The sequence below is a fragment of the Micromonospora echinospora genome (genome assembly GCF_014203425.1).
Taxonomy (GTDB): Bacteria; Actinomycetota; Actinomycetes; order Mycobacteriales; family Micromonosporaceae; genus Micromonospora; species Micromonospora echinospora_A.
Genome location: NZ_JACHJC010000001.1, coordinates 37394 through 63583, shown reverse-complemented (window position 1 = coordinate 63583; position 26190 = coordinate 37394). Strand labels below are relative to the sequence as shown.

Here is a 26190-nt window from a genome sequence, read left to right as displayed (position 1 = left end):
GTGGGAGAGGTGAGGGAGGGCGAGGGGTGGGGGACGTGGGCACACCGGTGATCGCGGGTCTTGGTACGGCGCAACCGCCGGCCGCGATGCAGGACGAACTGTGGACGGGCTTCTTCGCGCGGCACTTCCAGGGGAACACCAGGGCGCTGGCCGAGCGGATCTTCGCGAACTCGGGCGTCACCCGGCGGCAGGCGGCGGTCAACCCGCTGCTGGAGGACGTCTCGGAATGGCCGACCGAGCGCCGGATGCGCCGCTACCAGGTCGAGGCGCTGCCGCTGGGCAAGGAGGCGGTCAGCCGGGCGCTCACCGCCGCCGGCCTCGACGCCGCCGACATCGGCATGTTCGTGGTCTGCTCCTGCACCGGGTACGCCACCCCGGGCCTGGACATCCTGCTCGCCCGGGACCTCGGCATGTCGCCGAGCACCCAGCGCATGTTCGTCGGGCACATGGGCTGCTACGCGGCCCTGCCCGGGCTGGGCGCGGCGAGCGACTTCGTCACCGCCCGCGGGCGTCCCGCGCTGCTGCTCTGCGCGGAGCTGACCAGCCTGCACATCCAGCCGCCGGGTGCGCGGGTGGACACCCAGCAGATCGTCTCCCACGCGCTGTTCTCGGACGCCGCGGTCGCCGCCGTGGTCGTCCCCGGTGGCCGGGGGTACGCGCTGCGCGAGGTCACCTCGGTCACCGACACCTCCACCGCCGACCACATGACGTGGGACGTCACCGACACCGGCTTCCGGATGGGGCTGTCGCCGAAGGTGCCGCAGGTCCTCTCCCGGCACGTCCGGGAACTGATCGACGAGTTGCTGGCACGGCACGGTTGCGACCGGTCCGACGTGGACGGCTGGGCGGTGCACCCGGGCGGGCCACGGATCCTCAACGTGGTGGAACGCGAGCTGGCCCTGCCGCCGCACGGGCTCGCCGCCTCCCGGGGGACGCTCGCCGAGCACGGCAACTGCTCGTCCCCGACGGTGCTGCTGATCCTGGACCGGCTGTGGCGTACGGAGCCGTCACCGCCGCGCTGGGTGGTGATGCTCGCCTTCGGTCCGGGACTGACGCTCTACGCGGCGCTGCTGGAACGCGTGGGCTGACGGGTCGCCCCGGCCGCGCCGCGCCGATACGCTGCCGGCATGGCCTCCGAGGAGCGGGACGGGCGGGCGTTGCTGGCCGGCCTGACCGTCCTGGCGCTGTTGCTCGGCTCGGCCTGGTGGCGGTCGGCGGCTCCGGAGCCTGGTCCGGCCGCGTCGGCCGTGTCCGCGAGCGTGGATCTGACCCCTCGCAACTGGCGGGTCGACCCGTCGACGGGCGAAGCGCGGCCGGTGCCACGCGCCGGGCGCGACGCGGGGGCGTCGCTCGGCCCGCGCCGCGGGCCGCGTGCCGAGCCGGACCGCTCGGTGGTGATACAGGTGGAGGACGACGGCACGACGCGTGTGCTCCAGATGTCGCACGTCGTGTGGCGGGAGAGGTCCCGGCTGACGCCGGGCGCGCCGCCTGTCGTCCGGCAGGTGCGGCCCACGCGGGGCGATCACTACCGGCTCTCGGTGAGCTGTGCCGGTGACGGCGTGGTCGCCGTACTCGTCTCCGGCGTCGGAGACGAAGACTTCCGGCGGGCGCTGCGGTGCGGCGAGCAGTTGGACGTCCCGGTGGTGGGCGGCAGGGGCGAGCTGGTGCAGATGCGGTTCGTCGCGATACGGGGCCGGGCCGAGCTGGACGCCCGGCTCGAGGCGCTCTACTGAGCGTCGGTCAGCCGGCCAGCCGGGCCAGGTCGGCCCCGTAGTCCGACAGCGGACCCAGCTCCGGCACCAACCGCACCAGCGCGCCCTGCCGGTCGACCAGCAGCGCCGGGGCGATGCCGGGTTGGGCGGACAGGTGCAGGTAGGAGCGCAGCCCGCCGGCCGGGTCGCCGAGTGGGCGTACCCCCGGGACGCTCGCCGCCCCGGCGCGCCGGCCCGCGGTCACGGTGACCACCGTGACGCCGGGCGGGGCGGCTCCGGCCGCCGTGGTGACCTGCTCGGCGCAGGCGCAGGCGTCGGTCAGGATGATCATTGCGGGCAGCAGGCTGCGCAGGGGTACCGGTGTGTCGTCGGCGCCGACCAGGTCCAGCGCGGGCAGTGGGCCGACCGGCTGCGGCGCGGCGCCGGCGTGGGGGAGCACTGTCGGCGCGCCGGAGCGGGTGGTGCGTGGCCAGGTGACAGCGGCCAGGCCGGCGAGCGTGATCAGCACCGAGACGAGCAGGATCAGCGCCGGGAGTCCGAGGCGGAGCGAGCCGGGGCGTCGGCGGGCCGCCGCTCGTGCGCGTCGCAGCTCCCGGCGGACCTGCCGGGCCTCCTCGGCGAGCGCCGAGGCGTCGTCCGGGACGAACACCCGGCCCCACTCCGGGGGCAGGCCGGGCAGCCCTTCCGGCGGCCCCTGGCCGTCAGCGTCAGGCACGCCCATCGGACCCCCAGGACGCCTCGGTGAGCGGACGTCGCGTCCGTTCTCAGCGTCCCGCACCGGCCGCCGTAACGCCACACCTGGGCGCGGATGGACTTGCGGAGTTACCATGGAAGGAGCGCATTGCCCTAGATCTGGACGCTCCCGTCACCCGTTACCGGGTTGTCACGTGTTCCTCACGGAGCGTGTCGAAAGCATCGGTTTGACCGCCTGTCAAGCTGAAGAAAGACCTCTCACAGGGCCCCTGAGCTGCGCCAACGGTCAGGACAGCGGTGAGACATCGGTGCCTGAGCGTGTTACCCTAGACACAGCGAAAGGGGTTTCGAACCTATGGTTTTCAGTGTCGGCGAGACCGTTGTTTACCCCCACCACGGGGCCGCACTCATCGAGGCAATCGAGACTCGGGTCATCAAGGGCGAGCCCAGGGAATACCTCGTCCTGAGGGTCGCGCAGGGTGACCTGACGGTCCGGGTGCCCGCCGAGAACGCCGAGATCGTGGGTGTGCGCGAAGTGGTCGGCGAAGAGGGCCTGGGCAAGGTCTTCGACGTGCTCCGTGCACCGCACACCGAGGAGCCGACCAACTGGTCGCGGCGTTACAAGGCGAATCTGGAGAAACTGGCCTCCGGTAACCCGCTGAAGGTGGCCGAGGTCGTCCGCGACCTGTGGCGCCGGGAGCGGGAGCGGGGCCTGTCGGCGGGCGAGAAGCGGATGCTCGCCAAGGCCCGTGACATTCTCGTCGGCGAGGTCGCGCTGGCCGAGAAGAGCACCAAGGACGAGGCCGAGACGCTGCTCGACAAGGTGCTGACCGAGGCCTGATCCACACCTCTGCCTCTACCCGCCCCGCAGCGAACGAATCCGAGGACCGCGACGTGACCGCGCAGCTCAATCCGCGCGGTGACGTCGCGGTCCTCGTTCCTGCGGCCGGCGCCGGCGTACGCCTCGGACCCGGCGCGCCCAAGGCGCTCCGGCCGCTGGCCGGTGAACCACTGCTCGTGCACGCCGTCCGCCGGGTCGCCGCCGCGCCCTCGGTGCACACGATCGTGGTGGCCGCGCCGGCCACCGACGTCGAGGCGGTACGGGCGATGCTGGCGCCCGTGGCGCCGGTGACAGTGGTGCCCGGCGGCGCCGAGCGTCAGGAGTCGGTGGCGGCGGCCCTCGCGGCCGTACCCGCCGGCCCGGAGATCGTCCTGGTGCACGACGCGGCCCGCGCGCTCACCCCGCCGGACCTGGTCGAGTCGGTGGCGGCGGCGATCCGCGACGGGCACGACGCGGTGATCCCGGTGCTGCCGGTGGTCGACACGATCAAGGAGGTCGACGCGGCCGAGCGCGTGCTCGGCACCGTCGACCGGTCCGCGCTGCGGGCGGTGCAGACACCGCAGGGCTTCCGCCGCTCCGTGCTGGTCGCCGCCCACCGCTGCGCGGGTGACGCGCTCACCGACGACGCCGGCCTGGTCGAGAAGCAGGGGATCGCGGTGACCTGCGTACCCGGCTCCGAGCTGGCCCTGAAGATCACCCGGCCGTTCGACCTGTCCCTGGCCGAACACCTCCTGTCCACCGGCGCCTGACCCGGGAGTGCCCGCGTACCCTCTGGTCATGATCGTTCCTCGGGTGGCCGTCGGCACCGACGTGCACGCGTTCGCGGCCGGGCGGCCCTGCTGGGTGGCGGGCCTGCACTGGCCGGACCAGGACGGCCTGGCCGGTCACTCCGACGCCGACGTGGCGGCGCATGCCGCCTGCAACGCCCTGCTCTCCGCCGCCGGCCTGGGTGACCTGGGCGCGAACTTCGGAGTGGACCAGCCGGAGTGGGCGGGCGCCTCCGGGGTGGCGCTGCTGACCGAGAGCGCACGCCGGGTACGGGCGGCGGGGTTCCGGATCGGCAACGTGTCGGTGCAGGTCGTCGGCAACCGCCCCAAGATCGGGCCGCGCCGGGAGGAGGCGCAGCGGGTGCTCTCCGAGGCGGTCGGCGCCCCGGTGACCGTCTCCGCAGCCACCACCGACGGCCTCGGCTTCACCGGGCGTGGCGAGGGACTTGCCGGCATCGCGGTGGCCCTGGTCTACGACGCCCCGGCCGACTGACGCGCGACCGCCGGACGCCGGTCACCGCGTCCGGCGGTCAGTCGACGTCGGTGCAGACGTTGTGGGTCGTGCCGTGGAGCATCGTGATGGTCTTGTCGTACGTGGGGGAGAACTCCACCCGGAACTGGCCGTCGACGATCCACAGCCCCTTCGGCAGCGTGCCGGCGTTCTCCCGGAAGCCGAGCAGCACCGGCCCGGTCACGTACCAGGTCATCGAGCCGTCGGTGCGGTAGTCGACGAGCGAGGTGCCGCTCGCGTCGGCGGTGGACGTGGCACCGGTCTCCAGGTTCGTGACCCGGTTGATCAGGGCGCCGGTGAACAGTTCCCGCTTCGGTGCGCCGTCCGGATAGGTGGCGAGCGTCAACTTGCGCACCTCGTCCACGATCGGCTCCACGCGTACCGCGAACTCGCATCGCGCGCCGGCGGGCAACTCGAACGGCGCCTGCGGGGCCGGCTCCCAGGCGCCGACGCCGTGGTGCCGGTCCGGCGCGGCGGTCGCCGAGCCGGGTAACGCCGCGACAACCACTGCCACAACCGCCGCCACCGCGACGCTCATCCTGAAACGCATGTCCGCTCTCCATCTCGTCGGTGGTCAGGGCGGCCAGGATCGCCGGGCCGGCTCACCACGGGCTGACCGCACCGTGCGGAGACGTTCCGAGCGGGCGGACCGGACGGGCCGGACGGCTGACCATGCGATCACCGCCGCACGGCAACCTCCGGCCCGGCCCGACCGGTCCTGTTCGGTATGGAGTTCCGCCTGCTCGGGCCGTTCGAGGCCCGCCACGACGGCCGTCCGGTCGAGGTCGGCAGCCGACGCCAGGAGCGATGCCTGCTCGGGGTGCTGCTGCTCGACGTGGGGCGCGTGGTGCCGACCGACCGCCTCATCGACCTGCTCTGGAACGGCCGGCCGCCGGTCACCGCCCGGGGCGTGGTGCAGACGTACGTCGGGCGGCTGCGTGGCTCGCTCAACGCGTACGGGGTGCGGATCAGCACCCGGGGCGAGGGCTACGTGGTCGAGGAGGACGGGCACCGGGTCGACGTCGACGAGTTCGCCGAACTGGTCCGGGGGGCCGGGAGAGCCGCCGATCCCGCCGAGCGGGTGCGGTCGCTCGACCGGGCGCTGGCCCTCTGGCGCGGGCCGTTGCTCGCCGACGCGGCGGACGACGAGCTGCGGCACCGGCTGCACGGCACTGTCGAGGAGCTACGCCTGGTGGCCGTGGAGCTACGGGCCGAGGCGCAGCTCGCGCTGGGCCAGCACACGCGGGCGATCGCCGAACTGATGCCGCTGGCCGCCGAGCACCCGACGCGGGAACACCTCGTGGCAGTCCTGATGACCGCCCTGTACCGGGGTGCCCGACGGGCCGACGCGCTGCGCCTCTACCGCGCCACGCGGGACCTGCTCGTGGCCGACTTCGGTGTCGAGCCGGGGCCCCGGCTGCGCGAGGTGCAGCGGCGGGTGCTCGCGGGCGACGATCGCCTGGACCGGGTCGGCCGGCCGATGCACGAGATCCGGGTGAACGGCGAGAGCCTGCCGTGGAGCGTGGGCGGCCACCCGGCCCTGGACTTCTGCAACACCCTCGCCGGCTGGGGGCGCGAGTCCCCGTTGCCCGGCGCCGAGTGGCTGCGCGGCTATCGCACCCTTGCCGTCTGGGCGGGCCACGTCGGGCTGGTGGACGAGGTGTCGATGAACCGTCTGCTGCACCTCGCGCGGCGCGATCCCGGCACGGCGGAGGCGGTGCTCGACGAGGCCCGTACGCTCCGCGCCGCGCTCTACGCCAGCCTGGTCGACCCGGACGACGGCCCGGCCTTCGAAGCGGTCGCCCGGGCCGCCGAGGCCGCCGCCCGTACGCTCGCGTTCCGGCGCGCGGCGGACGGACGGGGTCGCTGGTGGCCGGACCTCGCCGCCGGCCTTCGGGTGCCGGTGCACGCCGCCGCGTTCAGCGGCGCGCAACTGCTCGCCGATCCGGCACGGTTCACCGTGCGGGTCTGCCCGGACCAGCGCTGCGGGTGGTTGTTCCTGGACGGGAGCGGGCTGCGCCGGTGGTGCAGCCTCGGGACGTGCGGCGGCCGGGCGGGCGTCGCCTGCCGGAGTGCCTGACGACGGGAGCTGTCGGCAGCCGGTGGGCCGGGGCGGATACGCTCGCCGGGATGCCGAGTGACGCCGTTCCCGACCAGTCCGCCGCCGACGGCTACCTGCAACGCGCCCACCTCCTCGCCGAGCTGGGTCGCTACGACGAGGGCATCGGCGAACTCACCGCGCTGCTCGCGGACGAACCCGGGCACCTGCCCGCGTTGACCATGCTGGCCCGGATGCACCTGGCCGCCGACCGTCCCGCGGAAGCGCTGGCCGTCGCCGAGACGGCGACGGCGGCCGCCCCGCCCGCCGTCGAGACGCCCGCCACCGACAGCGCGCCGACGAGCGCGGAGACGCCCGCAACCGACGGCACCGCGCCGACGAGCGCAACCGACGGCACCGCGCCGACGAGCGCGGAGACGCCCGCCACCGATGCGTCTGCCGCCGGCACAGCCGAGGTCGTCCTGCCGGCGCTCGTGGCACGCGGGCTCGCGCTGCTCGACCTGGAGCGGTGGAAGCTCGCCGCGGCCACCGCCGACGAGATCCTGGCGCGCGGTCCGGGCGACGCGTACGCGCAGCGCAGCGCCGCCGCCATCCTCTCCGCGTCGCGCAACGGGCAGGCGGCGCTGGACGCGGCGTGGCGGGGCGTCGAGCTGGCCCCGGAGGAGCCGGAGGCGCACCTGGTGCTGGGCCTGGTCGCGGTGCGGCTGCAACTGTTCGACCTGGCTGAGCGGGCCTACCGGGAGGCGCTGCGGCTGGACCCGGAACTGGGCGAGGCGGGGCAGGACGTGGGCGTGGCCCGGCTGGAGCGGCGCCGCTATGCCGAGACGCTGGAGCACCTGACCGCGCTGGCGGACCTGCCGGTGGCCCGGCCTGACCCGGTCCGGACCGTGGACGCCGGTGTCCGGCGCCTCCTGCTGTCGGTGGCCGGGTTGTCCCTGTTCGCGAGCGTGCTGGTCGCCGCCCTGGCCCCGGCCTCGCCGGGCGCGTCGCGGCTGTTCGCGGTGCTGGCGGTGGCCGGGGTGGCGGTGCTGCTGCGGCGCCCGGCGACGTGGCAGCCCGGCCTGCGGGAGGCGATGTCGCGCGGCCTGGCCGTGCCGGTCTACGGGGCCGCCGTCGCGGTGGTGCTGCTGCTCGTGTACGCGCTGGTCGGCGGCCCGTGGTCGCTGGCCGGGGCGATCACCGCCTCGGTGGTGGCGGGGTTCACCGCGTTCACCCGCCGGTGAGAGGGTAGGAGGACCGGAAACACCGGCTCAAGGAATGCGGGGACCCGTGCTCACCGTCAATGCCTACGCGGCGACGTCCGCGACCGAACCGCTCGCCCCGACCACCATCGAGCGGCGGGACCTCGGCCCGGACGACGTTCTCATCGACATCAAGTTCTCCGGCATCTGCCACTCCGACATCCACACCGCGCGCAGCGAGTGGGGCCCGACCCGCTACCCGATCGTGGTCGGCCACGAGATCGCCGGCGTGGTGCGGGAGGTCGGCTCCGCGGTGACGAAGTTCGCCGTCGGCGACCGGGTGGGGGTCGGCTGCCTGGTCGACTCCTGCCGGGAGTGCGACAACTGCCGTAAGGGGCTGGAGCAGTACTGCCTGAAGGGCAGCACCGGCACGTACGGCGGGGTGGGCCGGGACGGTGAGCCGACCCAGGGCGGCTACTCGCAGGCCATCGTGGTCACCGAGGACTTCGTGCTGCGCATCCCGGACGGCATCGAGCTGGACGCCGCCGCGCCGTTGCTCTGCGCCGGCATCACCACGTACTCGCCGCTGCGGCACTGGAACGCCGGGCCGGGCAGCCGGGTTGCGGTGATCGGCATGGGCGGCCTCGGCCACATGGCCGTGAAGCTGGCCCACGCCATGGGCGCCGAGGTGACTGTGCTGTCCCAGTCGCTGAAGAAGCGGGAGGACGGGCTGCGGCTCGGCGCCGACCACTACTACGCCACCTCCGACGAGGAGACGTTCCGTGAGCTGGCCGGCTCGTTCGACCTGATCATCAACACGGTCAGCGCGACCCTCGACATGGACGCGTACCTGCGGCTGCTGGCTGTGGACGGGACGCTCGTCAACGTGGGCGCGCCCGAGGATTCGCTGTCGGTGCACGCGTTCTCGCTGATCCCGGCCCGCCGTTCGTTCGCCGGGTCGAACATCGGCGGCATCGCGGAGACCCAGGAGATGCTCGACTTCTGCGCCGAGCACGGGCTGGGCGCCGAGATCGAGGTGATTGGAGCCGAGAAGATCAACGAGGCGTACGAGCGGGTGCTCGCCTCCGACGTGCGCTACCGCTTCGTCATCGACGCGTCCACGTTCTGACGACCGCGTGCGAAAGGGCCGCGTCCGTGCCGGGCGCGGCCCTTTTCGCGTACGTCAGGGCTTGCGCGCCCAGGTCCAGGCGTAGCCGTCGTCCTCGCAGGCGGCGGCCGCGTCGCACAGGTCCAGCGGGCGGAACGTGTCCACCATGACCGCCAGCTCGTCGAAGAACTCCGCCCCGATCGACCGTTCGGCCGCGCCCGGCTGGGGGCCGTGGGTGAAGCCGGACGGGTGCAGCGAGATCGAGCCCTGCTCGATGCCGGAGCCGCGCCGGGCCTCGTAGTTGCCGCCGGTGTAGAACAGCATTTCGTCGGAGTCGACGTTGTGGTGGTTGTACGGCACCGGGATGGCGGCCGGGTGGTAGTCCACCTTGCGCGGCACGAACGAGCAGATCACGAAGTTCGGGCCCTGGAACGTCTGGTGCACCGGTGGCGGCTGGTGGATCCGCCCGGTGATCGGCTCGAAGTCGTGGATGGAGAACGCCCACGGATACATGTGCCCGTCCCAGCCGACCACGTCGAACGGGTGGTTGGCGTAGACGTACTTCGTCCAGCCGCGCCGGTGCTTGACCAGCACCTCCACCTCTTCGCCGTCGACCAGCAGCGGGGTGTCCGGTCCCCGGACGTCGCGCTCGCAGTAGGGCGCGTGCTCCAGGAACTGCCCGCGTACGGAGAGGTAGCGCTTGGGTGGCCCGATGTGGCCGGCGGCCTCGACGGCGAGCAGCCGGGTCGGCTCGTCGCCGGTGGGCACCAGGCGGTGGATGGTCGAGGTGGGGATGACGACGTAGTCGCCGGCGACCGCGTCGAGCACGCCGAACGGCGACTCGACGCGCAGCGATCCGGCTTCCAGGTAGAGGCAGTGGTCGCCGGTGGCGTCGCGGAACAGCGGGGACGGGCGGTCGGCGAGCACGTACGCGATCCGTACGTCGTCGTTGGCGAGCAGGTACTGCCGGCCGAGCACCGGGTCCGCGCCGGCGCCGTCGAGCTTGTGTGTGCGCAGGTGGCGCGGCTTGAGCGGCAGGTTCGGCATCCGGGTGACGGTGGGCGGGGCGTACTCCTCGGCGGCGAGGATCGCGGTCGGCGCGTGCCGGTGGTAGAGCAGCGACGAGTCGGAGGAGAAGCCCTCCTGGCCGACCAGCTCTTCCGCGTAGAGCGTGCCGTCGGGCTGGCGGAACTGGGTGTGGCGCTTGCGCGGCACGTCGCCGACGCTGCGGTAGTACGGCATCTCGCCTCCCGATATGTCCCGTTCTCCGGCCGGTGGCGTCCGATAATCGGACGCTGTTGTCCGTTCCTCGTAGCGTCCCGTACATTCTTGTCTCGTGTCAACGCAGGTGCCCCGCCTCCTCTCCGGCCTGGTGGACGACGCCGCGGTCTTCCCGCCCGGCAACGCCCCGCTGCCCGACGCGGTGACCGCGCACCGCACCCACCGCACCGCCTGGTACGCCGAGATGGTCGGCCCGCTGCTGCTGCCCGCCTCGGAGATCCAGCGCGGGTCGCTGAGCGGCCTGGTGGACCCGGCCGAGGGCCTGGTCATCGGCCTGATCGGCGACACCGGCCTGGACCAGCTTCCCCAGGCCCTGGCGGCGCTCGCGCCCGACGGGGTGACCGCCCGGCAGATCGAGGCGCCGGTCGCCAAGCGCGGCGAGGACCCGCAACCCGGGCTCTCCGAGCTGGTCGCGCTCGCCGACCGGCTCGGCGGCACCGCCGTGTACGCGGAGATCCCGCTGACCTTCGGGCTGATGGGCGCGCTCGACACGCTCGCCGAGGCGCGCGCCGGCGGGCTGCCGGTGGCGGCCAAGTTCCGTACCGGCGGGCTCGCCGCCGAGCTGTTCCCCACCCCGGTCGAGCTGGCCGCGGTGATCTGCGCCTGCCGGGACCGGAAACTGCCGTTCAAGCTCACCGCCGGGCTGCACCACGCGATCCGGCACCGCGACCCGGAGACCGGCTTCAACCACCACGGTTTCGTCAACGTGCTGGGCGCCACGCTCGCCGCGGTCGGGGGTGCGGAGGTGGACGGCGTGGCCGAGCTGCTTGCCGCCACCGACCCGGTACGCGTGGTCGAGCCGGCCCGGGCACACCGTGATGTCGAACGCCCACTGTGGGTCGGCTACGGCTCGTGCAGCATCTCCGAACCACTTACCGATCTGATCCGGCTGGGGCTGGTGAACGGAGGCTTTGAGGCATGAGCGAACGCACCGAGCGAAGCGAGGGCCGTGAGGGCATGCCCAGTCGGCACGGCATGAGCTGGGTACCTGGTGTGGCGGGGTCGCCGTACGGGGTGACGAACCTGCCGTACGGCGTGTTCCGGCACGGCGAGGGCGAGCCGCGTATCGGCGTCCGCATCGGTGACTTCGCGTTGGACCTGGCCGGCGCGGAGGCGGCCGGTCTGGTGCTGGCCGGCGGCGCGCTGGGCCGCCCCACGCTCAACGCCTTCCTGGCGCTCGGCCGCCCGCAGTGGACGGCGGTCCGGCAGCGGCTCGTCGAGCTGCTCACCGGACCGGAGCACCGGGCGGCTGTCGAGCCGCTGCTGGTGCCGCTGCGCGAGGTCGAGATGCTGCTGCCGTTCGAGGTGGCCGACTACGTCGACTTCTACTCCTCGGAGCACCACGCCTCGAACGTCGGGCAGATCTTCCGGCCCGGCCAGCCGCCGCTGCTGCCGAACTGGAAGCACGTGCCGATCGGCTACCACGGCCGGGCCGGCACGGTGGTCGTCTCCGGCACCCCCGTGGTGCGCCCCACCGGGCAGCGCGCCAGCGCGCAGGGCCCGACCACTGGCGCATCGGTACGGCTGGACATCGAGGCCGAGGTGGGCTTCGTGGTGGGCGTGCCGAGCCGGCACGGCGAGCGGGTGCCGGTGGCCGACTTCGCCGACCACGTCTTCGGCGTGGTGCTCGTCAACGACTGGTCGGCCCGGGACATCCAGGCCTGGGAGTACCAGCCGCTCGGGCCGTTCCTCGGCAAGTCGTTCGCCACGTCCGTCTCGGCCTGGGTGACACCGCTGGAGGCGCTCGCCGACGCGTTCGTACCCGCGCCCGACCAGGACCCGCCGGTGCAGGAATACCTGCGCGACACCCCGCACCTCGGACTGAACCTGACGCTGTCGGTCGAGTGGAACGGCGAGCGGGTCGCCGAGCCGCCGTTCGCCGGCATGTACTGGACCCCGGCCCAGCAGCTCGCCCACCTCACCGTCAACGGCGCGTCGCTGCGGACCGGCGACCTCTACGCCTCCGGCACCGTGTCCGGACCGGAACGCGGCCAGGTCGGGTCGTTCCTGGAGCTGACCTGGGGCGGGTCCGAGCCGGTCAAGTTCGCCGACGGCAGCGAGCGGACGTTCCTGGAGGACGGCGACACGGTGACGATCACCGCCACCGCGCCCGGCCCGGACGGCACCACCGTCGCGTTGGGCGAGGTCACCGGAACGATCCTCCCGGCCTGCTGAGTTCGGCCTTCCCGAACGGCCCCGGTCGCACCTGATGTGCGACCGGGGCCGTTTCCTTCCGCGTTTATCGCTCCGGATCACGTACGCCCCGGACGGCGGCTCCCGGTCGAGCCGGAGCCGCCGATGGTGCCGGGTCGGGGGGCGTACCCGGGTAGCCGAACAGGAAGGACGAGCATGACCGAGTTGACCGGCGCCGTCTGGCGCACCAGCAGCCGCTCGAACGATCAGGGTCTCTGTGTCGAGGTGGCGACGAACGTGGTCGCCGCGCACGGCGTGGTGGGCGTACGCGACTCCAAGGACCCGGACGGCCCGGCGCTCGCGGTGAGCCCGCCGGGCTGGGCGGCGTTCGTCACCGCGCTGCGGGGCGGCTCGTTCCGCGGCTGACCCGTCCGTGCCACACCCCGGTGCCCCGATCGGGGCACCGGCGGTGGAAATGTCACAACGAGGCTCCCCGTTTCCCGTCACGGCCCGTACCGTGTACGACACGGGAGGTGCCATGTCGACGGTCACGGTATCCGCATTCATCGAAGCGCAGGACGCCGACCTGTGGCGCCTGTTGACCGACCTCCCGGCCCGCGCCGACTGGCTCTCGGCGGTGGGCGCGGTCGAGGTCCTCGGCGCCGGCGGGTTCGGGCCCGGCTCGGCCTGGCGGGAGACCCGCGTCCGGCCGGACGGCGGCACCGAACCGGAGGAGTTCGAGGTGATCGAGGCGGTCGCCCCGAGCCGCCTGGTGCTCGGCTCGCGCGGCGCCGGCGCCGACTACCGCATCACCTGGACGCTGCGCACCGTCGAGCGGCGACGCCGCGGCTGCACCGAGGTCACAGTCGAGCACGAGGCGGCGCCGACCCGACCGTACGGGCGGGTGCTGGCCCTGATTCTCGGCGGCCTGGCCGCCCGCGCGGTCGAGGGCGCGCTCCGGCGCGACCTGGCCGACCTGGCGCTGGCCGCCGGCTCGGCCCGGTCCTCCGAGGCCGCCTGAGCCGACCTGGCCGCTCGCCGCGCCCGGCCCGGACCCGGCCGGTAGGGTGCCGGGGCGGAGGTGACGGATGGCGAAGGCCGCGAGGCGGCGGGCCGTGGTGGCGCTGGTGGCGGTACTCGCCGTCGCGGCGTCGGTCGCCGTGGTGGTCCGGGTGCTGGCGCCGGCCGAGGTCGAGACCGTCGCCCGGGAGCCGTACCCGACTGCGCCCGCGCCGACCGCCGGGGTGATCGGGCGGCTGCCGGTGGCGCCGCTCGTCGTCGACGGCCGGCTGCGCGTCTACGCGGGCGCCCGTCAGGTGTACGCGGACCAGCCGGCCACCGGGCGGCACCGGGTCACCCCGTTCTGGTCGTACCGTCGCTGGCCGGCCACGCTGACCGGGGTGCTCGCCCAGGACACCACGGTGGTCAGCCGCTGGTCCGACGGGACGCTGGTGGCGCTGGACGCGCGTACCGGACGGGTCGCCTGGCGGGCCGACGGCCCGGAGCCGGGGCCGGTGCCGAAGCCGAGGCGGACCTACGCCGGCACGGTCTGGGACCCGGCCGGGCTGCACGTCGCGCGGGCCGCCGACGGCCGGACCGTGCTGGTCTCGGCCGGTCCCGGCGCGGTCGGCGGTTACGACCTCGCCGACGGCCGCCGGCTCTGGCGCGCCGACGTGGCGCGGGACTGCCGGACCGACGTGGGCACCACCGCCAGCGGCGAGCTGGTCGGGGTGGACAGCTGCGAGGGGCCGCCCACGATCGAGCTGCGGGACGCGGCGACAGGTACGGTGCGGACCCGCTGGCGTCCCCCGGACGCGGCGGAACAGCTCGTGGTCACGCCGGTCGGCTGCCCGCACGGGCACTCCGGCTGTCGCGGGTTGCGCACCGCCGGGCCGGGCGGTGCGGGCGGCAAGGGCTGGCTGGTGACCGACCCGGGCGAGCCGAGCGCCGCGCCGGGCCTGGACGCCGTGGACACGGTGCTGGACGGCGAGCGGGTGGTGGACACGTCGGGCCCGGTGGTGGTCGGGCGCTCGGCGCGTACCGGCGCGGAGCTGTGGCGCCGGGCGGACATCCACCCGGCCCAGGTGCTCGCGACCGAGCCGGGGCGGGTGCATCTGCTGACCGACCGGCGGGAACTGGTCACCGTGGACCCGCTCACCGGCGCGACCCGGTCCAGCCTCGTGCTGGACATCGGGCGGGACGGGCTCGGCTGGCGGCCGGGCCGGGCGTACGCGGTGGACGGCTACGTCGCTGTGGAACGGCTGCGGGAGCAGGCCACGCCGGAGGACGACGACCAGGGCTACTTCCTGATGGCCGAGCCGGTGCTGCTCGCCGTCACCTGACCGGCGATTCGACCGAGGAAACGGACAAAACGCCCTATAATTCTCTTGCTCGATCTGCTGTCGGACGAGACGCCCGGGCCGGTCCGTAGGGGGTTGACGGACCGGCCCGGACACGCCCCGGTCAGGCCAGGGCGGACTCGGCCACCGCCAGGAACGTGTCGTTCTCGGCCGGGGTGCCGATGGTGACCCGTACACCGTCGCCCGGGAACGGGCGGACGATCACGCCGCGTGCCTCGCACGCCCGGCCGAACTCCACAGCCCGCTCGCCCAGCGGCAGCCAGACGAAGTTGGCCTGGCTCTCCGGCACGTCCGGCACGAACTTGCGCAGCGCCTCGGTGACCCGGTCGCGCTCGGCCACGACGAGCGCGCAGCGCCGCTCCACCTCGTCGGCCTGAGCCAGCGCGGCCAGCGCGCCCGCCTGGGCGGCCGTGCTGGTGGAGAACGGCGTGACCACCTTGCGCACTGCGGCGGCCACCTCCGGCGCCGCGACCAGCCACCCGATCCGCAGGCCGGCCAGGCCCCACGCCTTGGACAGCGTGCGCAGCACCGCCACGTTCGGCCGGTCCAGGTAGGTCAGGCCGTCCGGCACCTCCGGGTCGGTGACGAACTCCCGGTACGCCTCGTCGATCACCACCAGCACGTCGTCCGGCACCGAGTCGAGGAAACGCTCCAGCTCCGCCCGGCGCACCGCCGTACCGGTCGGGTTGTTCGGGTTGCAGACCAGGATCATCCGGGTCCGGTCGGTCACCGCCGCCGCCATCGCGTCCAGGTCGTGACCGTGGCCGGCGTCGTTCGGCACCCGCACGCTGGTCGCGCCGCTGGTCGCCGCGATGATCGGGTACGCCTCGAAGGAGCGCCACGAGTAGAGCAGCTCGTCACCGGGCAGGCAGGTGGCGCGGACCAGGTGCTCGGCCAGCGCCACCGAGCCGCAGCCGGTGGCGATCCGGTCGGCGTCCACGCCGTACCGCTCGGCGAGCACCTGACGCAGCGCCACCACGCCCATGTCCGGGTAGCGGTGCGAACCCGCAACCGCCTCGGCGACCGCCTCCACCACGCCGGGCAGCGGGCCGTAGGGCACCTCGTTGCTGGCCAGCTTGATCGCCTCGGGCAGGCCCAGTTCCCGGGCCAGGTCGGCCGGGCTACGGCCGGGCACGTAGTTGGGCAACGCGTCGAGGTCGGCGCGGGTGAGCCGCAGCGGAGGCTGGTGGCGTCCGGTCTCGGTCATGGGGTGTCTCCCGGGGTGTCAGCGCGGTCGCGCGGGGTGGTACGGGGGTCGGGCCGCTTACGGGGGAGCTGGACCACCACCGTCTGCGCCCGCTTGTCGTGCAGGGCCTGGCGCAGCGGCTGGTCGAACAGGGGCGAGACCGCGTCGATGAGTTGCAGCAGCAGACCGAGCCCGCAGCAGTACCAGAGCAGCGTGGGCAGGCCGAGCGTGCTCCAGCGCCGGGTGGCCCGGCCGAAGCCGAGCGGCTGGTCCGCCTCGACCGGCAGCGCGCGTACGCCCATCAACCGCTTGCCGAACGTCTGCCCGCGAGCCGCCATCGAGGGCACCTCGTACGCGTACCAGAGCGCGGTGGCGATCACCAGGATGGCGATCTGGAGGCCGCCGGCCTGATCGTCGATCTGGGGCAGCCCTTCGGTGGAGGTGTCACCGTTCATCGCGCGGCGCACCGACTCACGCAGGTACGGCGCGACAGCCTCGAAGTAGCGCCAGACGAACCAGCCGTTCACCACCGCGTTGAGCAGGAACACCACGCCGAAGTCGATCAGGCGGGCGATCAGCCGCGCGCCGTACGACGCCAGCGGCAGCCCGTGCGGGCGCGGAATCGGCTGCGCGCCCGGCCAGTGCGGGTACGGCCAGCCCGGCGGTGGTCCCTGCGGTGCCGGCCCGGCCTGACCGGGCTGCCCCGGCCACGGGCCGCCCTGCCCCGGCTGCCCGGGCTGCCCGGGCTGCCCGGGCTGTCCCGGCCAGGGGCCGGGCTGTCCGGGCTGTCCCGGCTGTCCGGGCCACGGGCCGGCCTGACCCGGTTGGCCCGGCCACGGTCCCGGCCCGCCCGGCTGGGCGGGCGCGCCGGACGACGGGGCGGTCTCCGACCGGCCACCCGTCCCGGCGCCCGGCGCTGCGGCGGCGGCCGGCTCGGGTTCGGCGGGCGGTGGACCTTCGGGCGGGGTGACGTCGACCGGGATCGGCGCGCCGATCCAGCCCTCGCCGTCCCACCAGCGGCGGGTCTCCGGGTCGGCGGGGTCGACGTACCATCCAGGTTCCAAGCTCACAGTGCCGTCCTTGTTCCCGACTGCGGGGCTCGCAGGCCCGGCTCACTCCTCGTGCTCACGGTGCTCCCCTCAGTTCCCGACTGCGGGGCTCGCAGGCCCGGCTCACTCCTCGCGCTCACGGTGCTCCCCTCAGTTCGCGACTGCGGGGCTCGCAGGCCCGGCTCACTCCTCGCGCTCACGGGCCAACCTTAACGACGACCGTTCCGGCGAACTTGTCGTGGAGGCACTGCTGCCAGGGCTTGTCCCACAGTTGCCAGAAACCGTCGAGGTAGCTGAGGAACGGCACGAACATCCCGCCGGCGAACTCGACGGCCCAGCGCTTGCCGAGCATGCCCCGGCTCAGCGCGGCGTCCGGCTGCGCCGGCACGATCCGCAGCTTCATCACCTTCTTGCCCAGCGTCTGGCCGGTCCGGCGGGCGTACTCGACGTGGTAGACCCAGTAGAAGACGAGCATCAGCAGCAGGACCCCGAGTTCGGCGGCGAGCAGCGGCAGGAACACGGTCGTCCAGACCTCGGCCGGGTCGGGGCCGTTCGGGCCGGCCTGCTCCAGCTCGTCGATCATCCGGAAGAAGACGAGGAAGAAGACCGGCAGGAACAGCGCCATCATCACCGCCATCGCGACGGCGGTGTCGATCAGGTAGGCGAGCAGCCGGTCGCCGAAGCCCGCCAGCGGCTGCCCGTTCGGCGCCACCGGGGGCGGGACGGGCCTCGGGGCGTACCCCGGTGGGGGGTATCCGGGCGGCGGGTATCCGGGCGGGCCGGCGTACCCCGGAGGAACGTGCTGCGCGGGCGCCGCGGGCCGGGCGGGCGGCGCGAAGCCGCCGCCCGCGGGTGGAGGCCCGGCAGGCGGCGGCGTCAGGTTCGGGGGAGGCTGGGTCACGCCGACAGTGTTACAGGTTGCCGCGCTTCTCCTGCTCGCGCTCGATCGCCTCGAACAGGGCCTTGAAGTTGCCCTTGCCGAAGCCGAGGGAGCCGTGCCGCTCGATCAGCTCGAAGAAGACGGTGGGACGGTCCTGCACCGGCTTGGTGAAGATCTGGAGCAGGTAGCCGTCCTCGTCCCGGTCCACCAGGATCTTGCGGGACTGCAGCTCCTCGATCGGCACCCGGACGTTGCCGATGCGGGCGCGCAGCTCCGGGTCCTCGTAGTAGGAGTCCGGGGTGTCCAGGAACTCCACGCCCGCCGCGCGCATGGCGTCCACGCTGGCCAGGATGTCATTGGTGGCCACCGCGATGTGCTGCGCGCCGGGGCCCTGGTAGAACTCCAGGTACTCGTCGATCTGCGACTTCTTGCGGGCCACGGCCGGCTCGTTGAGCGGGAACTTCACCTTGCGGGTGCCGTTGGCGACGACCTTGCTCATCAGCGCCGAGTAGTCGGTGGCGATGTCGTCGCCGATGAACTCCGCCATGTTCGAGAAGCCCATGACCCGCTTGTAGAACTCGACCCACTCGTCCATCCGGCCCAGCTCCACGTTGCCGACCACGTGGTCGACCGCCTGGAAGAACCGCTTCGGCTGGAGGCCGGCGTCGATCATCGGCTGCCGGTCCACGATCGGGCCGCGGGCCACGAAGCCGGGCAGGAATGGCCCGGTGTAGCGGGACCTGTCGACCAGGCTGTGCCGGGTGTCGCCGTACGCGGCGATGGACGCCATCCGCACGGTGCCGTGCTCGTCGCTGACGTCGTGCGGCTCGACCAGGCCGTTGGCGCCCTGCGCGACGGCGTGCGCGTACGCGGCGTCCACGTCCGGCACCTCAAGCGCGATGTCGGAGACGCCGTCGCTGTGCTTCGCCACGTGCTCGGCGCCGTCGGCGTCCGGGCGGACCGCGCCGGTCAGCACGAAGCGGGCCGAACCGCTGGTCAGGACGTACTGAGCGTGGTCCCGGTAGCCCTGCTCCGGCCCCCGGTACGCCACGCAGGTCATGCCGAACGCGGTCGAGTAGTAGTGCGCGGCCTGCTTGGCGTTGCCGACCAGGAAGTGGACGTGGTCCATGCCCTTGACCGGGAACGGGTCGCGGCTGATGTCGTGGTCGACGGCGCCGACGAGAGCGTCGACGTCGACCTCCTCGGTCGACTGGGGTCGGTCGATCGCCTGGGTCATGGTGGCCTCCCTCGCGTACCGGCCGGCCTCGTGGGCCGCCGTGGATGTGCTCTTCCGGGGAGGATCTACGGCGCACAGTGAGTTGGGCAACAGTTGACGATATCCCTGGTCAGGTTGTGCATTCGGTACCGTCGGACACCATGAACACTGGTCAGGATGTACAGCTCGACGAGCTGGACGCCCGCTTGATCGAACTGCTGGCGGAGGAACCGCGGATCGGGGTGCTGGAGTGCTCCCGGCGGCTCGGCGTGGCCCGGGGCACGGTGCAGGCCCGGCTCGACAAGCTGGTCGGCCGGGGCGTCGTCACCGGGTTCGGGCCGGACATCACGCCCGCCGCCATCGGCTTCGGGGTGACCAGCTTCGTCACGCTGGAGATCAGCCAGCGGCACGGCCACGACCAGGTCACCGCGCACCTGGCCGCGATTCCCGAGGTGCTGGAGGCGCACACCATCACCGGCTCCAGCGACCTGCTCTGCCGGATCGTCGCCAGGTCGAACACCGACCTCCAGCGGGTGATCGACCAGATCGTCGCCTCCGAGGGCATCCGGCGCGCCTCCACCATCATCGCGCTGGCCGAGCAGATCCCGTACCGCACGCTGCCGCTGGTCCGCTCCGCCGCCCGCGGGTAAGGAAGGGCCCCCTGTTAACGCATTCGGAGGTGGAAGGGCCCCTTATTAACACCTCCTCCGGGCAAGAAGCGCTGCGACACGCCCCGCGCGCGACCCGGGGGACCGGTGGTCGTCGCTACCGTGTGCGGTGTGAAGGGCCTAGGGGTACGCGGCTGGTTGCTGCTCGGGCTCGTCACCGTGGTCGTACTCGCCGCGACAGGCGTCTGGAACCCCTTCCCGGCGCTCTGGGACTGGGTCGACCGCAGCAAGCCGATCTCCGAGCCGGACGTGGTCTGGCAGCAGCGCGTCGGCGGCACGCCGCGCAGCGTCACCATCGCCGGTGACACCGTGATCGTCGAGCAGCGCACCCGCGTCGAGGCGCGCAGCCTCGCCGACGGCAGCCAGCTCTGGGAGCGCAAGGCCGACTGGTCGGCGGTCGCGGGCGGCGACCGGGACCCGGTCGTCGCCGTGGGCCGGCTGCTGGACAAGGGGTACGAGGTGCTCGACCCGGTCAGCGGCGTGACCCGGCGCCGCGACGATCGGGCGATCGCCGTCTGGACGTACCGGAACCTGCTGCTGGACGCGTACTGCGTGCGGGCCACCGACTGCACGTTGCGGGCCTGGGAGCCGCGCGGCACCGCCCCGCTGTGGAGCGCGTTCCTGCCCGGCGTGCACAGCGGGGTGCTCGCCGACAACCCGGAGCTGCTCGGTACGCGGCGGCTGGGCGCCACCCGCATCGACGGCGGGGTGGCCGGGCCGGAGGGGGTACCGCCGCTGCTCGGCTTCCCGGTCGACGGCCGGGTGCACGTGGTGGACACCGCGACCGGCCGGGTGCTGCAGAACGTCGAGCCGGGCCGGGAGGAGCGGCTGGCGGTGGTCGGCGGCCGGCTGCTCCGGATCGCGGCCACCTCCCGCGACGGGAGCTGCTACTACACGGTCACCGCGGTGGACCCGGCGACAGGTCAGCAGGTGTGGCGGCGGACCGGGATCAACCTGCGCACGGCCGACTACGCCGGCTGCGTGCAGCGCGAGGACCCGCAGGGCGCGCGCAACGTCCTCATCGGGGTCGCCCCGGACGGCCGGGAGGCGGTGCTCGACGGGTACGACGGCCGCCTGCTCCAGGTCGGCGCGGACGGCGAGAAGCTGCTCGCCGTGGACGACCGCTACGCCGTGGTGCGCAGCGCCGACAAGGGCTCGCTGCTGGGGCGGGAGCTGTCGGTGGACCGGACCCGGTGGACCCGGCCGGCCGGCGGCAAGAGCGGTGCCGCGCTCACCCCGTACGCGGCGGTGCTCAGCGAGGAGAAGCCGTCCCGGCTGATCGCGGTCGAGCCGCGCGAGGGCCGGGTCCTGGTCGAGCTGCGGACCTCGGCGAACGCGCTGGCGGTCGGCCCCAACGGCATGATCATCGGGGAGGGCCGGGAGATCGGGTACGTCCGCTGGGGTGCCGGCGCGGCCGGAGTGCCCGGGCCCGGCCGGGACGGCGCGCCGGTGTCGCCGGACCCCGGAGGCAGCTGGCGGCCGCCCAGCGACCAGGGCAGCTGCGGGCCGAAGCGGGAACTCTGCGTGGACGGCAAGTGACAGTGGGTGAGGGGTCGTCCCGCGACCCCACCTGCGGGTGTCACCGATCGATTGCTCTGCCCTAGGCTTTTCGGTCATGAGCAGTGCCGCCGCCTTCTCGTACGCACCCCTGCTGCCGACCGGCCCCGACCTGACGGAATACCGCCTGGTCACCGACGAGGGCGTGGACGTCGTCAACGGCCCCGGTGGCCGCCGGTTCCTGACCGTCGATCCGGCCGCGCTGACCGCGCTGACGGCCGAGGCGATGCACGACATCGCCCACTTCCTGCGCCCGGCCCACCTGGCCCAGCTCCGCTCGATCATCGACGACCCGGCGGCCTCGCCGAACGACCGGTTCGTCGCGCTCGACCTGCTGCGCAACGCCAACATCGCGGCCGGCGGCGTGCTGCCGATGTGCCAGGACACCGGCACCGCGATCGTCATGGGCAAGCGCGGGCGGCACGTGCTCACCGACGGCACCGACGCGGAGGCGATCTCGCGTGGCGTCTACCAGGCGTACACCCGGCTCAACCTGCGCTACTCCCAGCTCGCCCCGCTGACCATGTGGGACGAGCGGAACACCGGCAGCAACCTGCCCGCCCAGGTGGAGCTGTACGCCGAGGACCCGGACGGCCACGCCGACGCGTACAAGTTCCTCTTCATGGCCAAGGGCGGCGGCTCGGCCAACAAGTCCTACCTCTACCAGGAGACCAAGGCCCTGCTGAACCCGACGCGGATGATGCAGTTCCTGGAGGAGAAGCTCCGGCTCATCGGCACCGCGGCCTGCCCGCCGTACCACCTGGCCGTCGTCATCGGCGGCACCTCCGCCGAGTACGCGCTGAAGACCGCGAAGTACGCCTCCGCGAAGTACCTCGACGCGCTGCCCACCCAGGGGTCGATGAGCGCGCACGGCTTCCGCGACCTGGAGCTGGAGGCCGAGGTGCTGGAGCTGACCCGCAACTTCGGCATCGGCGCGCAGTTCGGCGGACGCTACTTCTGCCACGACGTACGGGTGGTCCGGCTGCCCCGGCACGGCGCCTCCTGCCCGGTGGCGATCGCGGTGTCCTGCTCGGCGGACCGGCAGGCGGTGGCGAAGATCACCCCGTCGGGCGTCTGGCTGGAGCGCCTGGAGACCGACCCGGCGCGCTACCTGCCCGACGTGACCGACGAGACGCTGGAGGCCGAGGAGGTCGTCCGCGTCGACCTGAACCGGCCGATGGACGAGATCCGCGCCGAGCTGTCGAAGTATCCGGTGAAGACGCGGCTGTCGCTGACCGGTCCGCTCGTCGTCGCGCGGGACATCGCGCACGCGAAGATCGCCGAGCGGCTGGACGCGGGCGAGCCGATGCCGCAGTACCTGCGTGACCACGCGGTCTACTACGCGGGCCCGGCCAAGACCCCCGAGGGCTACGCCTCCGGCTCGTTCGGTCCCACCACGGCGGGCCGGATGGACGCGTACGTGGAGAAGTTCCAGGCGGCCGGCGGCTCGATGGTGATGCTCGCGAAGGGCAACCGGTCCGCCCAGGTCACCCGCTCCTGCCAGACCCACGGCGGCTTCTACCTCGGCTCGATCGGCGGCCCGGCCGCCCGCCTCGCGCAGGACTGCATCAAGCACGTCGAGGTGCTCGAATACGCCGAGCTGGGCATGGAGGCGGTCTGGAAGATCGAGGTGGAGGACTTCCCCGCCTTCATCGTCGTCGACGACAAGGGCAACGACTTCTTCGCCGAGGTCACCAAGCCGGTGCTCACCGTCGGCCGGCGCTGAGTTCAGACGTACGCGAAGGGCGCCCGGGAGAAATCCCGGGCGCCCTTCGCGTGTCTGTCGTACATCGACATCGGTGCGCCTGCCGACCGAGCGGCCGGCAGGCGCACCGCCCCCGTCGGATGTCGTCACCGACAACCCGGAACAGTCTGTACGCCGTCGCTATCGGATCGCTATCGTCGCCACGCGGCGTTCGGTGACCGTCGGGCTACGCTGCTGGAGGTTGCATGCGGCGGGCGGGGGCGCGGGTGCGGTTCGGAATCTTGGGGCCCTTACGGGTCGGCGGTGGCGAAGCCACAGTTACCGCGGGTCGGGACCGGACCGTGCTCGCCATGCTGTTGCTGCGCCCGGGCCGTGTGGTGCCGGTGGAGGACCTGGTCGACGCCGTCTGGGAGGAACGCCCTCCGGCCACCGCGCGGACCCAGCTCCAGATCTGCGTGTCGCGACTGCGGCAGCGGTTCGCGGCGCTCGGGCTGCCGGCCGACACGATCGTCACCGACCCGGCCGGCTACGGCTTGCGGGTGGAGCCGGACGACCTCGACGCGGAGACGTTCGCCCGTACCGTCGAGACGGCCCGAGCCGAGGCCGCCACCGGCCGGCTGACCGACGCGCGGCACCGCTTCCGGGCCGCCCTGGCTCTCTGGCGCGGCCCGGCGCTGGCGGGCATACCCGCCCAGAGTGTGCGGCGGCGAGCCCAGGCGCTCGACGAGCAGCGGCTCGCGGTGCTGGAGGAGTGCGTCGACGTCGAGCTGCGGCTACGCCGAGCGGCGGATCTGGTCGACGAGCTGACCGAGGCGGTCGACCGCAACCCGCTGCGGGAACGGCTTCGGGGGCAGCTCATGCTGGCCCTCTCGACGGTCGGCCGCCACGCGGACGCGCTTGCCGTCTACCGGGAGGGCCGGCGGATCTACGCCGAGGAACTGGGCATCGAGCCCGGCGCGGCGTTGCAGGAACTGCACCAGCGGCTGCTCGCCGGTGACCTGGCGCTGGGCGGGCCGGAGAGCCGGGCCGGCGCCCCGGTGCGGGCGCTGCCACGGGCGATCAGCGACTTCACCGGACGGCAGCAGACCGTGGCCCGGCTGGTGAAGGAGATCGAGGAGGAGGCAATCCGGGTCCAGCTCATCGACGGCATGGCGGGCAGTGGCAAGACGACGCTCGCCGTCCAGGTGGCCGGCGCGGTCGCCGACCGGTTTCCCGACGCGCAGCTCTTCGTCGACCTGCACGGGCACAGCGAACGCAGCCCGGTGGCCACGACCGCGGCCGTGGCCACCCTGCTCCGGCAGCTCGGCGTACCCCCCGAGCGGGTGCCGATCGACCTGGCGGACCGGCTGGCGATGTGGCGTTCCGAGCTGGCCGACCGGCGGGCCGTGGTGGTGCTCGACAACGCCGCCGACGCCGGCCAGGTCGCGCCGTTGCTGCCCAACGGGCCGGACTGCCTGGTGCTGATCACCAGCCGCCGCCGGCTGGTCGGCCTGGACTCGGGCCGGCCGTCCTCACTGCCGGTGCTCGAGAGCGACGAGGCGGTCGATCTGCTGTCCCGGGTGGCCGGCGTGGAGCGGGTCACCGCCGAGCCCGAGGCGGCGGCGGAGGTGGCCCGGCGCTGCGGTCATCTGCCGCTCGCCCTGCGGCTGGCCGGGGCCCGGCTCGCGCACCGGCCGCGCTGGCGGGTGGCCGACCTGGCCGAGCGGCTGGCCGGCGCCTCCGACCCGCTGGCCGAGCTGGTCGCCGGCGAGCGCTCGGTGGCCCGGGCCTTCGCGCTGTCGTACGAGCAGGTGTCACCGGTCGCGCAGCGGGTCTTCCGGCTGCTCGCGCTGCACCCGGGCGCCCACGCCGACAACCGGGTGCCGGCGGTGCTCGCGGAGCTGCCGCTGCCGGAGGCCCAGGACGCGCTCGACGAACTGGTCGACGCGCACCTCGTCGAGGAGGCGGAACCGGGCCGCTACCGGCTGCACGACCTGATCCGGGAGTACGCGCGCATGCTCGGCGCGCAACGCGAGACGGCCGAGGAGCGAAGGGCGGCGACAGCCCGGCTCCTCGATTTTCACCTGCACGTCGCCGCGACCATCGTGAAGTCGCTGGAGCCGGTCGGCCTCCACCCCCTGCCGGAGCCGGCGCGGCCCGACCTGGTGGCGGCCACCGCCGGCCTCGGCCGTCAGTGGCTGGAGGAGAACCGGCCGACCCTGACGGCACTTGTCCGGTTGGCCGAGAACGAGGGTTTCCTCCGGCAGTGCTGGCAGCTCGCCCGGGTCGGCTGGGCGATGAACTTCTACGGCGGCCATCTCGACGACCTGGTGGAGACACACCAGATCGGTCTGCGTGCCGCCGGGCGTCTGGGTGACGACGAGGCCGTGGCGACGATGTTCAACTATCTGGCTTCGGCGGACTACCGCCGGGGGCGGTTCGCCGATGCCGTCCGGCGGATGGAGGTGGCGGTCGGCATCTACCGGCGGCTCGGCCGTCTGGACGAGTTGGGCAGGGCGCTCGGCAACCTCGGCACGGCGTACGGGGTCGACGGACGACCTCGGCAGGCCATCGAGGTGTTCGAATCGTTGGCGGTGCTCACCCGCCGACTGGTGGACCCGACCGCGCTGATCAACTGGCTCAACAACCTGTCGTTCACACTGGTCGGGATCGGCCGCTACGACGAGGCCGTGCGGATGTCCCGCAACCAGATGGTCCTGGCCCGGCAACTCGGCAACCTGCGGCAGCTCGGCAACGCGATCGGCCACCTCGGTATGGCGCGGCGCCAGCGTGGGGAGCGCGGCCCCGCGCGCCGGCTCCTGGGTGCCGGCCTGGGGCTCAAGCGCCGGGTGGGCAACCGCTACGGCGAGGGCGAGCTGCTCAACGAGCTGGGCGTGATGGAGCGCGAGGACGGCCGGCCGGAACCGGCCGCTGGGCTGCACTGGGAAGCGCTCGTCGCCATGACCGACGCCGGGGACATGGTCGGGCAGTGCGCGTCCCGGAACCTGCTGGCCCGGGCGATCCTCGACCAGGGTGACGTCGCCAGTGCACTCGACCTGCACCGTCGGGTGCTCAGCGACGCCACCCGGCTCAGCGCCCGCTACGAGCAGGCCCGCGCGCTCGACGGCATGGCCCGCTGCCTGCGGCACACCGACGCCGACCAGGCCCGCCGGTACGCCGTGCGCGCGCTGGCGCTGTTCCGCCAGGTCGAGACGCCGGACCAGCGGGACACCGAGAAGCTGCTGGCCGAGCTGGGCTGAGGGGGCCGCCACTTTCCCTGCACACCGCCGGGAGGCGCGGCAGG

General features: G+C 73.5%; 24 protein-coding genes. 17 read left to right on the top strand and 7 right to left on the bottom strand.

Annotated elements, in window-relative coordinates; translation table 11 throughout:
- Nucleotides 1–35 precede the first annotated feature (35 nt).
- Both FHU28_RS00310 and FHU28_RS00305 read left to right on the top strand, forming a co-directional pair.
- The gene (locus FHU28_RS00310) at nt 36–1088 is read left to right on the top strand and encodes a type III polyketide synthase (protein WP_184679759.1); all 1053 of its coding nucleotides are present in this window, start codon (nt 36–38) and stop codon (nt 1086–1088) included.
- 39 nt (nt 1089–1127) lie between these two features.
- On the top strand, nt 1128–1733 hold the full coding sequence (locus tag FHU28_RS00305) for a hypothetical protein (RefSeq protein WP_184679758.1): 606 nt from the start codon (nt 1128–1130) through the stop codon (nt 1731–1733).
- Nucleotides 1734–1740: 7 nt separating this feature from the next.
- Here the strand turns inward: FHU28_RS00305 and FHU28_RS00300 are convergent, their stop codons facing one another.
- The gene (locus FHU28_RS00300; RefSeq protein WP_184679756.1) at nt 1741–2433 is read right to left on the bottom strand and encodes a hypothetical protein; all 693 of its coding nucleotides are present in this window, start codon (nt 2431–2433) and stop codon (nt 1741–1743) included.
- Nucleotides 2434–2760: 327 nt separating this feature from the next.
- On the opposite strand from FHU28_RS00300, the gene FHU28_RS00295 reads away from it, so the two are divergent.
- The 3 genes from FHU28_RS00295 to ispF are packed head-to-tail and all read left to right on the top strand — an operon-like array spanning nt 2761 to nt 4506.
- Nucleotides 2761–3246 (top strand): CarD family transcriptional regulator, encoded by a 486-nt coding sequence (locus FHU28_RS00295; protein ID WP_013288937.1) that lies wholly within the window; start codon nt 2761–2763, stop codon nt 3244–3246.
- A gap of 53 nt (nt 3247–3299) precedes the next feature.
- Nucleotides 3300–3995 carry a 2-C-methyl-D-erythritol 4-phosphate cytidylyltransferase gene (ispD, locus tag FHU28_RS00290; RefSeq protein ID WP_184679754.1) on the top strand — a complete coding sequence of 232 codons (696 nt, stop codon included), beginning with the start codon at nt 3300–3302 and terminating at the stop codon, nt 3993–3995.
- A 28-nt stretch (nt 3996–4023) separates the two neighbouring features.
- A complete protein-coding gene (gene ispF / locus FHU28_RS00285) occupies nt 4024–4506 on the top strand; it encodes a 2-C-methyl-D-erythritol 2,4-cyclodiphosphate synthase (protein ID WP_073829195.1) in 483 nt (160 codons plus the stop codon).
- Between the two features lie 37 nt (nt 4507–4543).
- Here ispF and FHU28_RS00280 read toward each other — a convergent pair whose 3' ends face one another.
- Nucleotides 4544–5074 carry a hypothetical protein gene (locus FHU28_RS00280; RefSeq protein ID WP_043327926.1) on the bottom strand — a complete coding sequence of 177 codons (531 nt, stop codon included), beginning with the start codon at nt 5072–5074 and terminating at the stop codon, nt 4544–4546.
- A gap of 177 nt (nt 5075–5251) precedes the next feature.
- On the opposite strand from FHU28_RS00280, the gene FHU28_RS00275 reads away from it, so the two are divergent.
- Genes FHU28_RS00275 through FHU28_RS00265 form a run of 3 tightly spaced genes read left to right on the top strand, consistent with a single transcriptional unit; the run spans nt 5252 to nt 8893 of the window.
- Entirely contained in the window at nt 5252–6604 is a 1353-nt protein-coding gene (locus FHU28_RS00275) for a BTAD domain-containing putative transcriptional regulator (RefSeq protein ID WP_184679752.1), read from the top strand.
- A gap of 50 nt (nt 6605–6654) precedes the next feature.
- Nucleotides 6655–7806 carry a tetratricopeptide repeat protein gene (locus FHU28_RS00270; RefSeq protein ID WP_184679744.1) on the top strand — a complete coding sequence of 384 codons (1152 nt, stop codon included), beginning with the start codon at nt 6655–6657 and terminating at the stop codon, nt 7804–7806.
- A gap of 46 nt (nt 7807–7852) precedes the next feature.
- On the top strand, nt 7853–8893 hold the full coding sequence (locus FHU28_RS00265; protein WP_311773493.1) for an NAD(P)-dependent alcohol dehydrogenase: 1041 nt from the start codon (nt 7853–7855) through the stop codon (nt 8891–8893).
- A gap of 54 nt (nt 8894–8947) precedes the next feature.
- Here FHU28_RS00265 and FHU28_RS00260 read toward each other — a convergent pair whose 3' ends face one another.
- Nucleotides 8948–10114 carry a homogentisate 1,2-dioxygenase gene (locus FHU28_RS00260; RefSeq protein ID WP_184679740.1) on the bottom strand — a complete coding sequence of 389 codons (1167 nt, stop codon included), beginning with the start codon at nt 10112–10114 and terminating at the stop codon, nt 8948–8950.
- A 94-nt stretch (nt 10115–10208) separates the two neighbouring features.
- On the opposite strand from FHU28_RS00260, the gene FHU28_RS00255 reads away from it, so the two are divergent.
- From FHU28_RS00255 to FHU28_RS00235, 5 genes are all read left to right on the top strand, one after another.
- The gene (locus FHU28_RS00255; RefSeq protein WP_184679738.1) at nt 10209–11075 is read left to right on the top strand and encodes a hypothetical protein; all 867 of its coding nucleotides are present in this window, start codon (nt 10209–10211) and stop codon (nt 11073–11075) included.
- Nucleotides 11076–11128: 53 nt separating this feature from the next.
- Nucleotides 11129–12328 (top strand): fumarylacetoacetase, encoded by a 1200-nt coding sequence (gene fahA / locus FHU28_RS00250; protein ID WP_184689038.1) that lies wholly within the window; start codon nt 11129–11131, stop codon nt 12326–12328.
- A gap of 174 nt (nt 12329–12502) precedes the next feature.
- Nucleotides 12503–12712 (top strand): DUF397 domain-containing protein, encoded by a 210-nt coding sequence (locus FHU28_RS00245; RefSeq protein ID WP_043327931.1) that lies wholly within the window; start codon nt 12503–12505, stop codon nt 12710–12712.
- A gap of 112 nt (nt 12713–12824) precedes the next feature.
- Nucleotides 12825–13307 carry an SRPBCC family protein gene (locus FHU28_RS00240; protein WP_184679737.1) on the top strand — a complete coding sequence of 161 codons (483 nt, stop codon included), beginning with the start codon at nt 12825–12827 and terminating at the stop codon, nt 13305–13307.
- Nucleotides 13308–13374: 67 nt separating this feature from the next.
- Entirely contained in the window at nt 13375–14628 is a 1254-nt protein-coding gene (locus tag FHU28_RS00235; protein ID WP_184679735.1) for an outer membrane protein assembly factor BamB family protein, read from the top strand.
- A 121-nt stretch (nt 14629–14749) separates the two neighbouring features.
- On the opposite strand, the gene hisC is transcribed toward FHU28_RS00235, so the two are convergent.
- From hisC to hppD, 4 genes are all read right to left on the bottom strand, one after another.
- Nucleotides 14750–15853, bottom strand: coding sequence for a histidinol-phosphate transaminase (hisC, locus tag FHU28_RS00230; RefSeq protein ID WP_184679733.1), 1104 nt, complete (start codon nt 15851–15853; stop codon nt 14750–14752).
- Entirely contained in the window at nt 15850–16902 is a 1053-nt protein-coding gene (locus FHU28_RS00225; RefSeq protein WP_184679731.1) for an RDD family protein, read from the bottom strand. The genes hisC and FHU28_RS00225 overlap by 4 nt, the downstream gene beginning before the upstream one ends.
- 175 nt (nt 16903–17077) lie before the next feature.
- Nucleotides 17078–17782, bottom strand: coding sequence for an RDD family protein (locus FHU28_RS00220; protein ID WP_184679728.1), 705 nt, complete (start codon nt 17780–17782; stop codon nt 17078–17080).
- Nucleotides 17783–17792: 10 nt separating this feature from the next.
- On the bottom strand, nt 17793–18998 hold the full coding sequence (gene hppD / locus FHU28_RS00215) for a 4-hydroxyphenylpyruvate dioxygenase (RefSeq protein WP_184679727.1): 1206 nt from the start codon (nt 18996–18998) through the stop codon (nt 17793–17795).
- 140 nt (nt 18999–19138) lie between these two features.
- On the opposite strand from hppD, the gene FHU28_RS00210 reads away from it, so the two are divergent.
- The 4 genes from FHU28_RS00210 (at nt 19139) to FHU28_RS00195 (ending at nt 26146) form a co-directional block, all read left to right on the top strand.
- Nucleotides 19139–19627, top strand: coding sequence for an Lrp/AsnC family transcriptional regulator (locus FHU28_RS00210; protein ID WP_013288920.1), 489 nt, complete (start codon nt 19139–19141; stop codon nt 19625–19627).
- A 156-nt stretch (nt 19628–19783) separates the two neighbouring features.
- The gene (locus FHU28_RS00205; RefSeq protein ID WP_221453362.1) at nt 19784–21184 is read left to right on the top strand and encodes an outer membrane protein assembly factor BamB family protein; all 1401 of its coding nucleotides are present in this window, start codon (nt 19784–19786) and stop codon (nt 21182–21184) included.
- A 76-nt stretch (nt 21185–21260) separates the two neighbouring features.
- Nucleotides 21261–22928, top strand: coding sequence for a fumarate hydratase (locus FHU28_RS00200; RefSeq protein ID WP_184679723.1), 1668 nt, complete (start codon nt 21261–21263; stop codon nt 22926–22928).
- Between the two features lie 245 nt (nt 22929–23173).
- Nucleotides 23174–26146, top strand: coding sequence for an AfsR/SARP family transcriptional regulator (locus tag FHU28_RS00195; RefSeq protein ID WP_184679721.1), 2973 nt, complete (start codon nt 23174–23176; stop codon nt 26144–26146).
- The last annotated feature ends 44 nt before the right edge of the window (nt 26147–26190 follow it).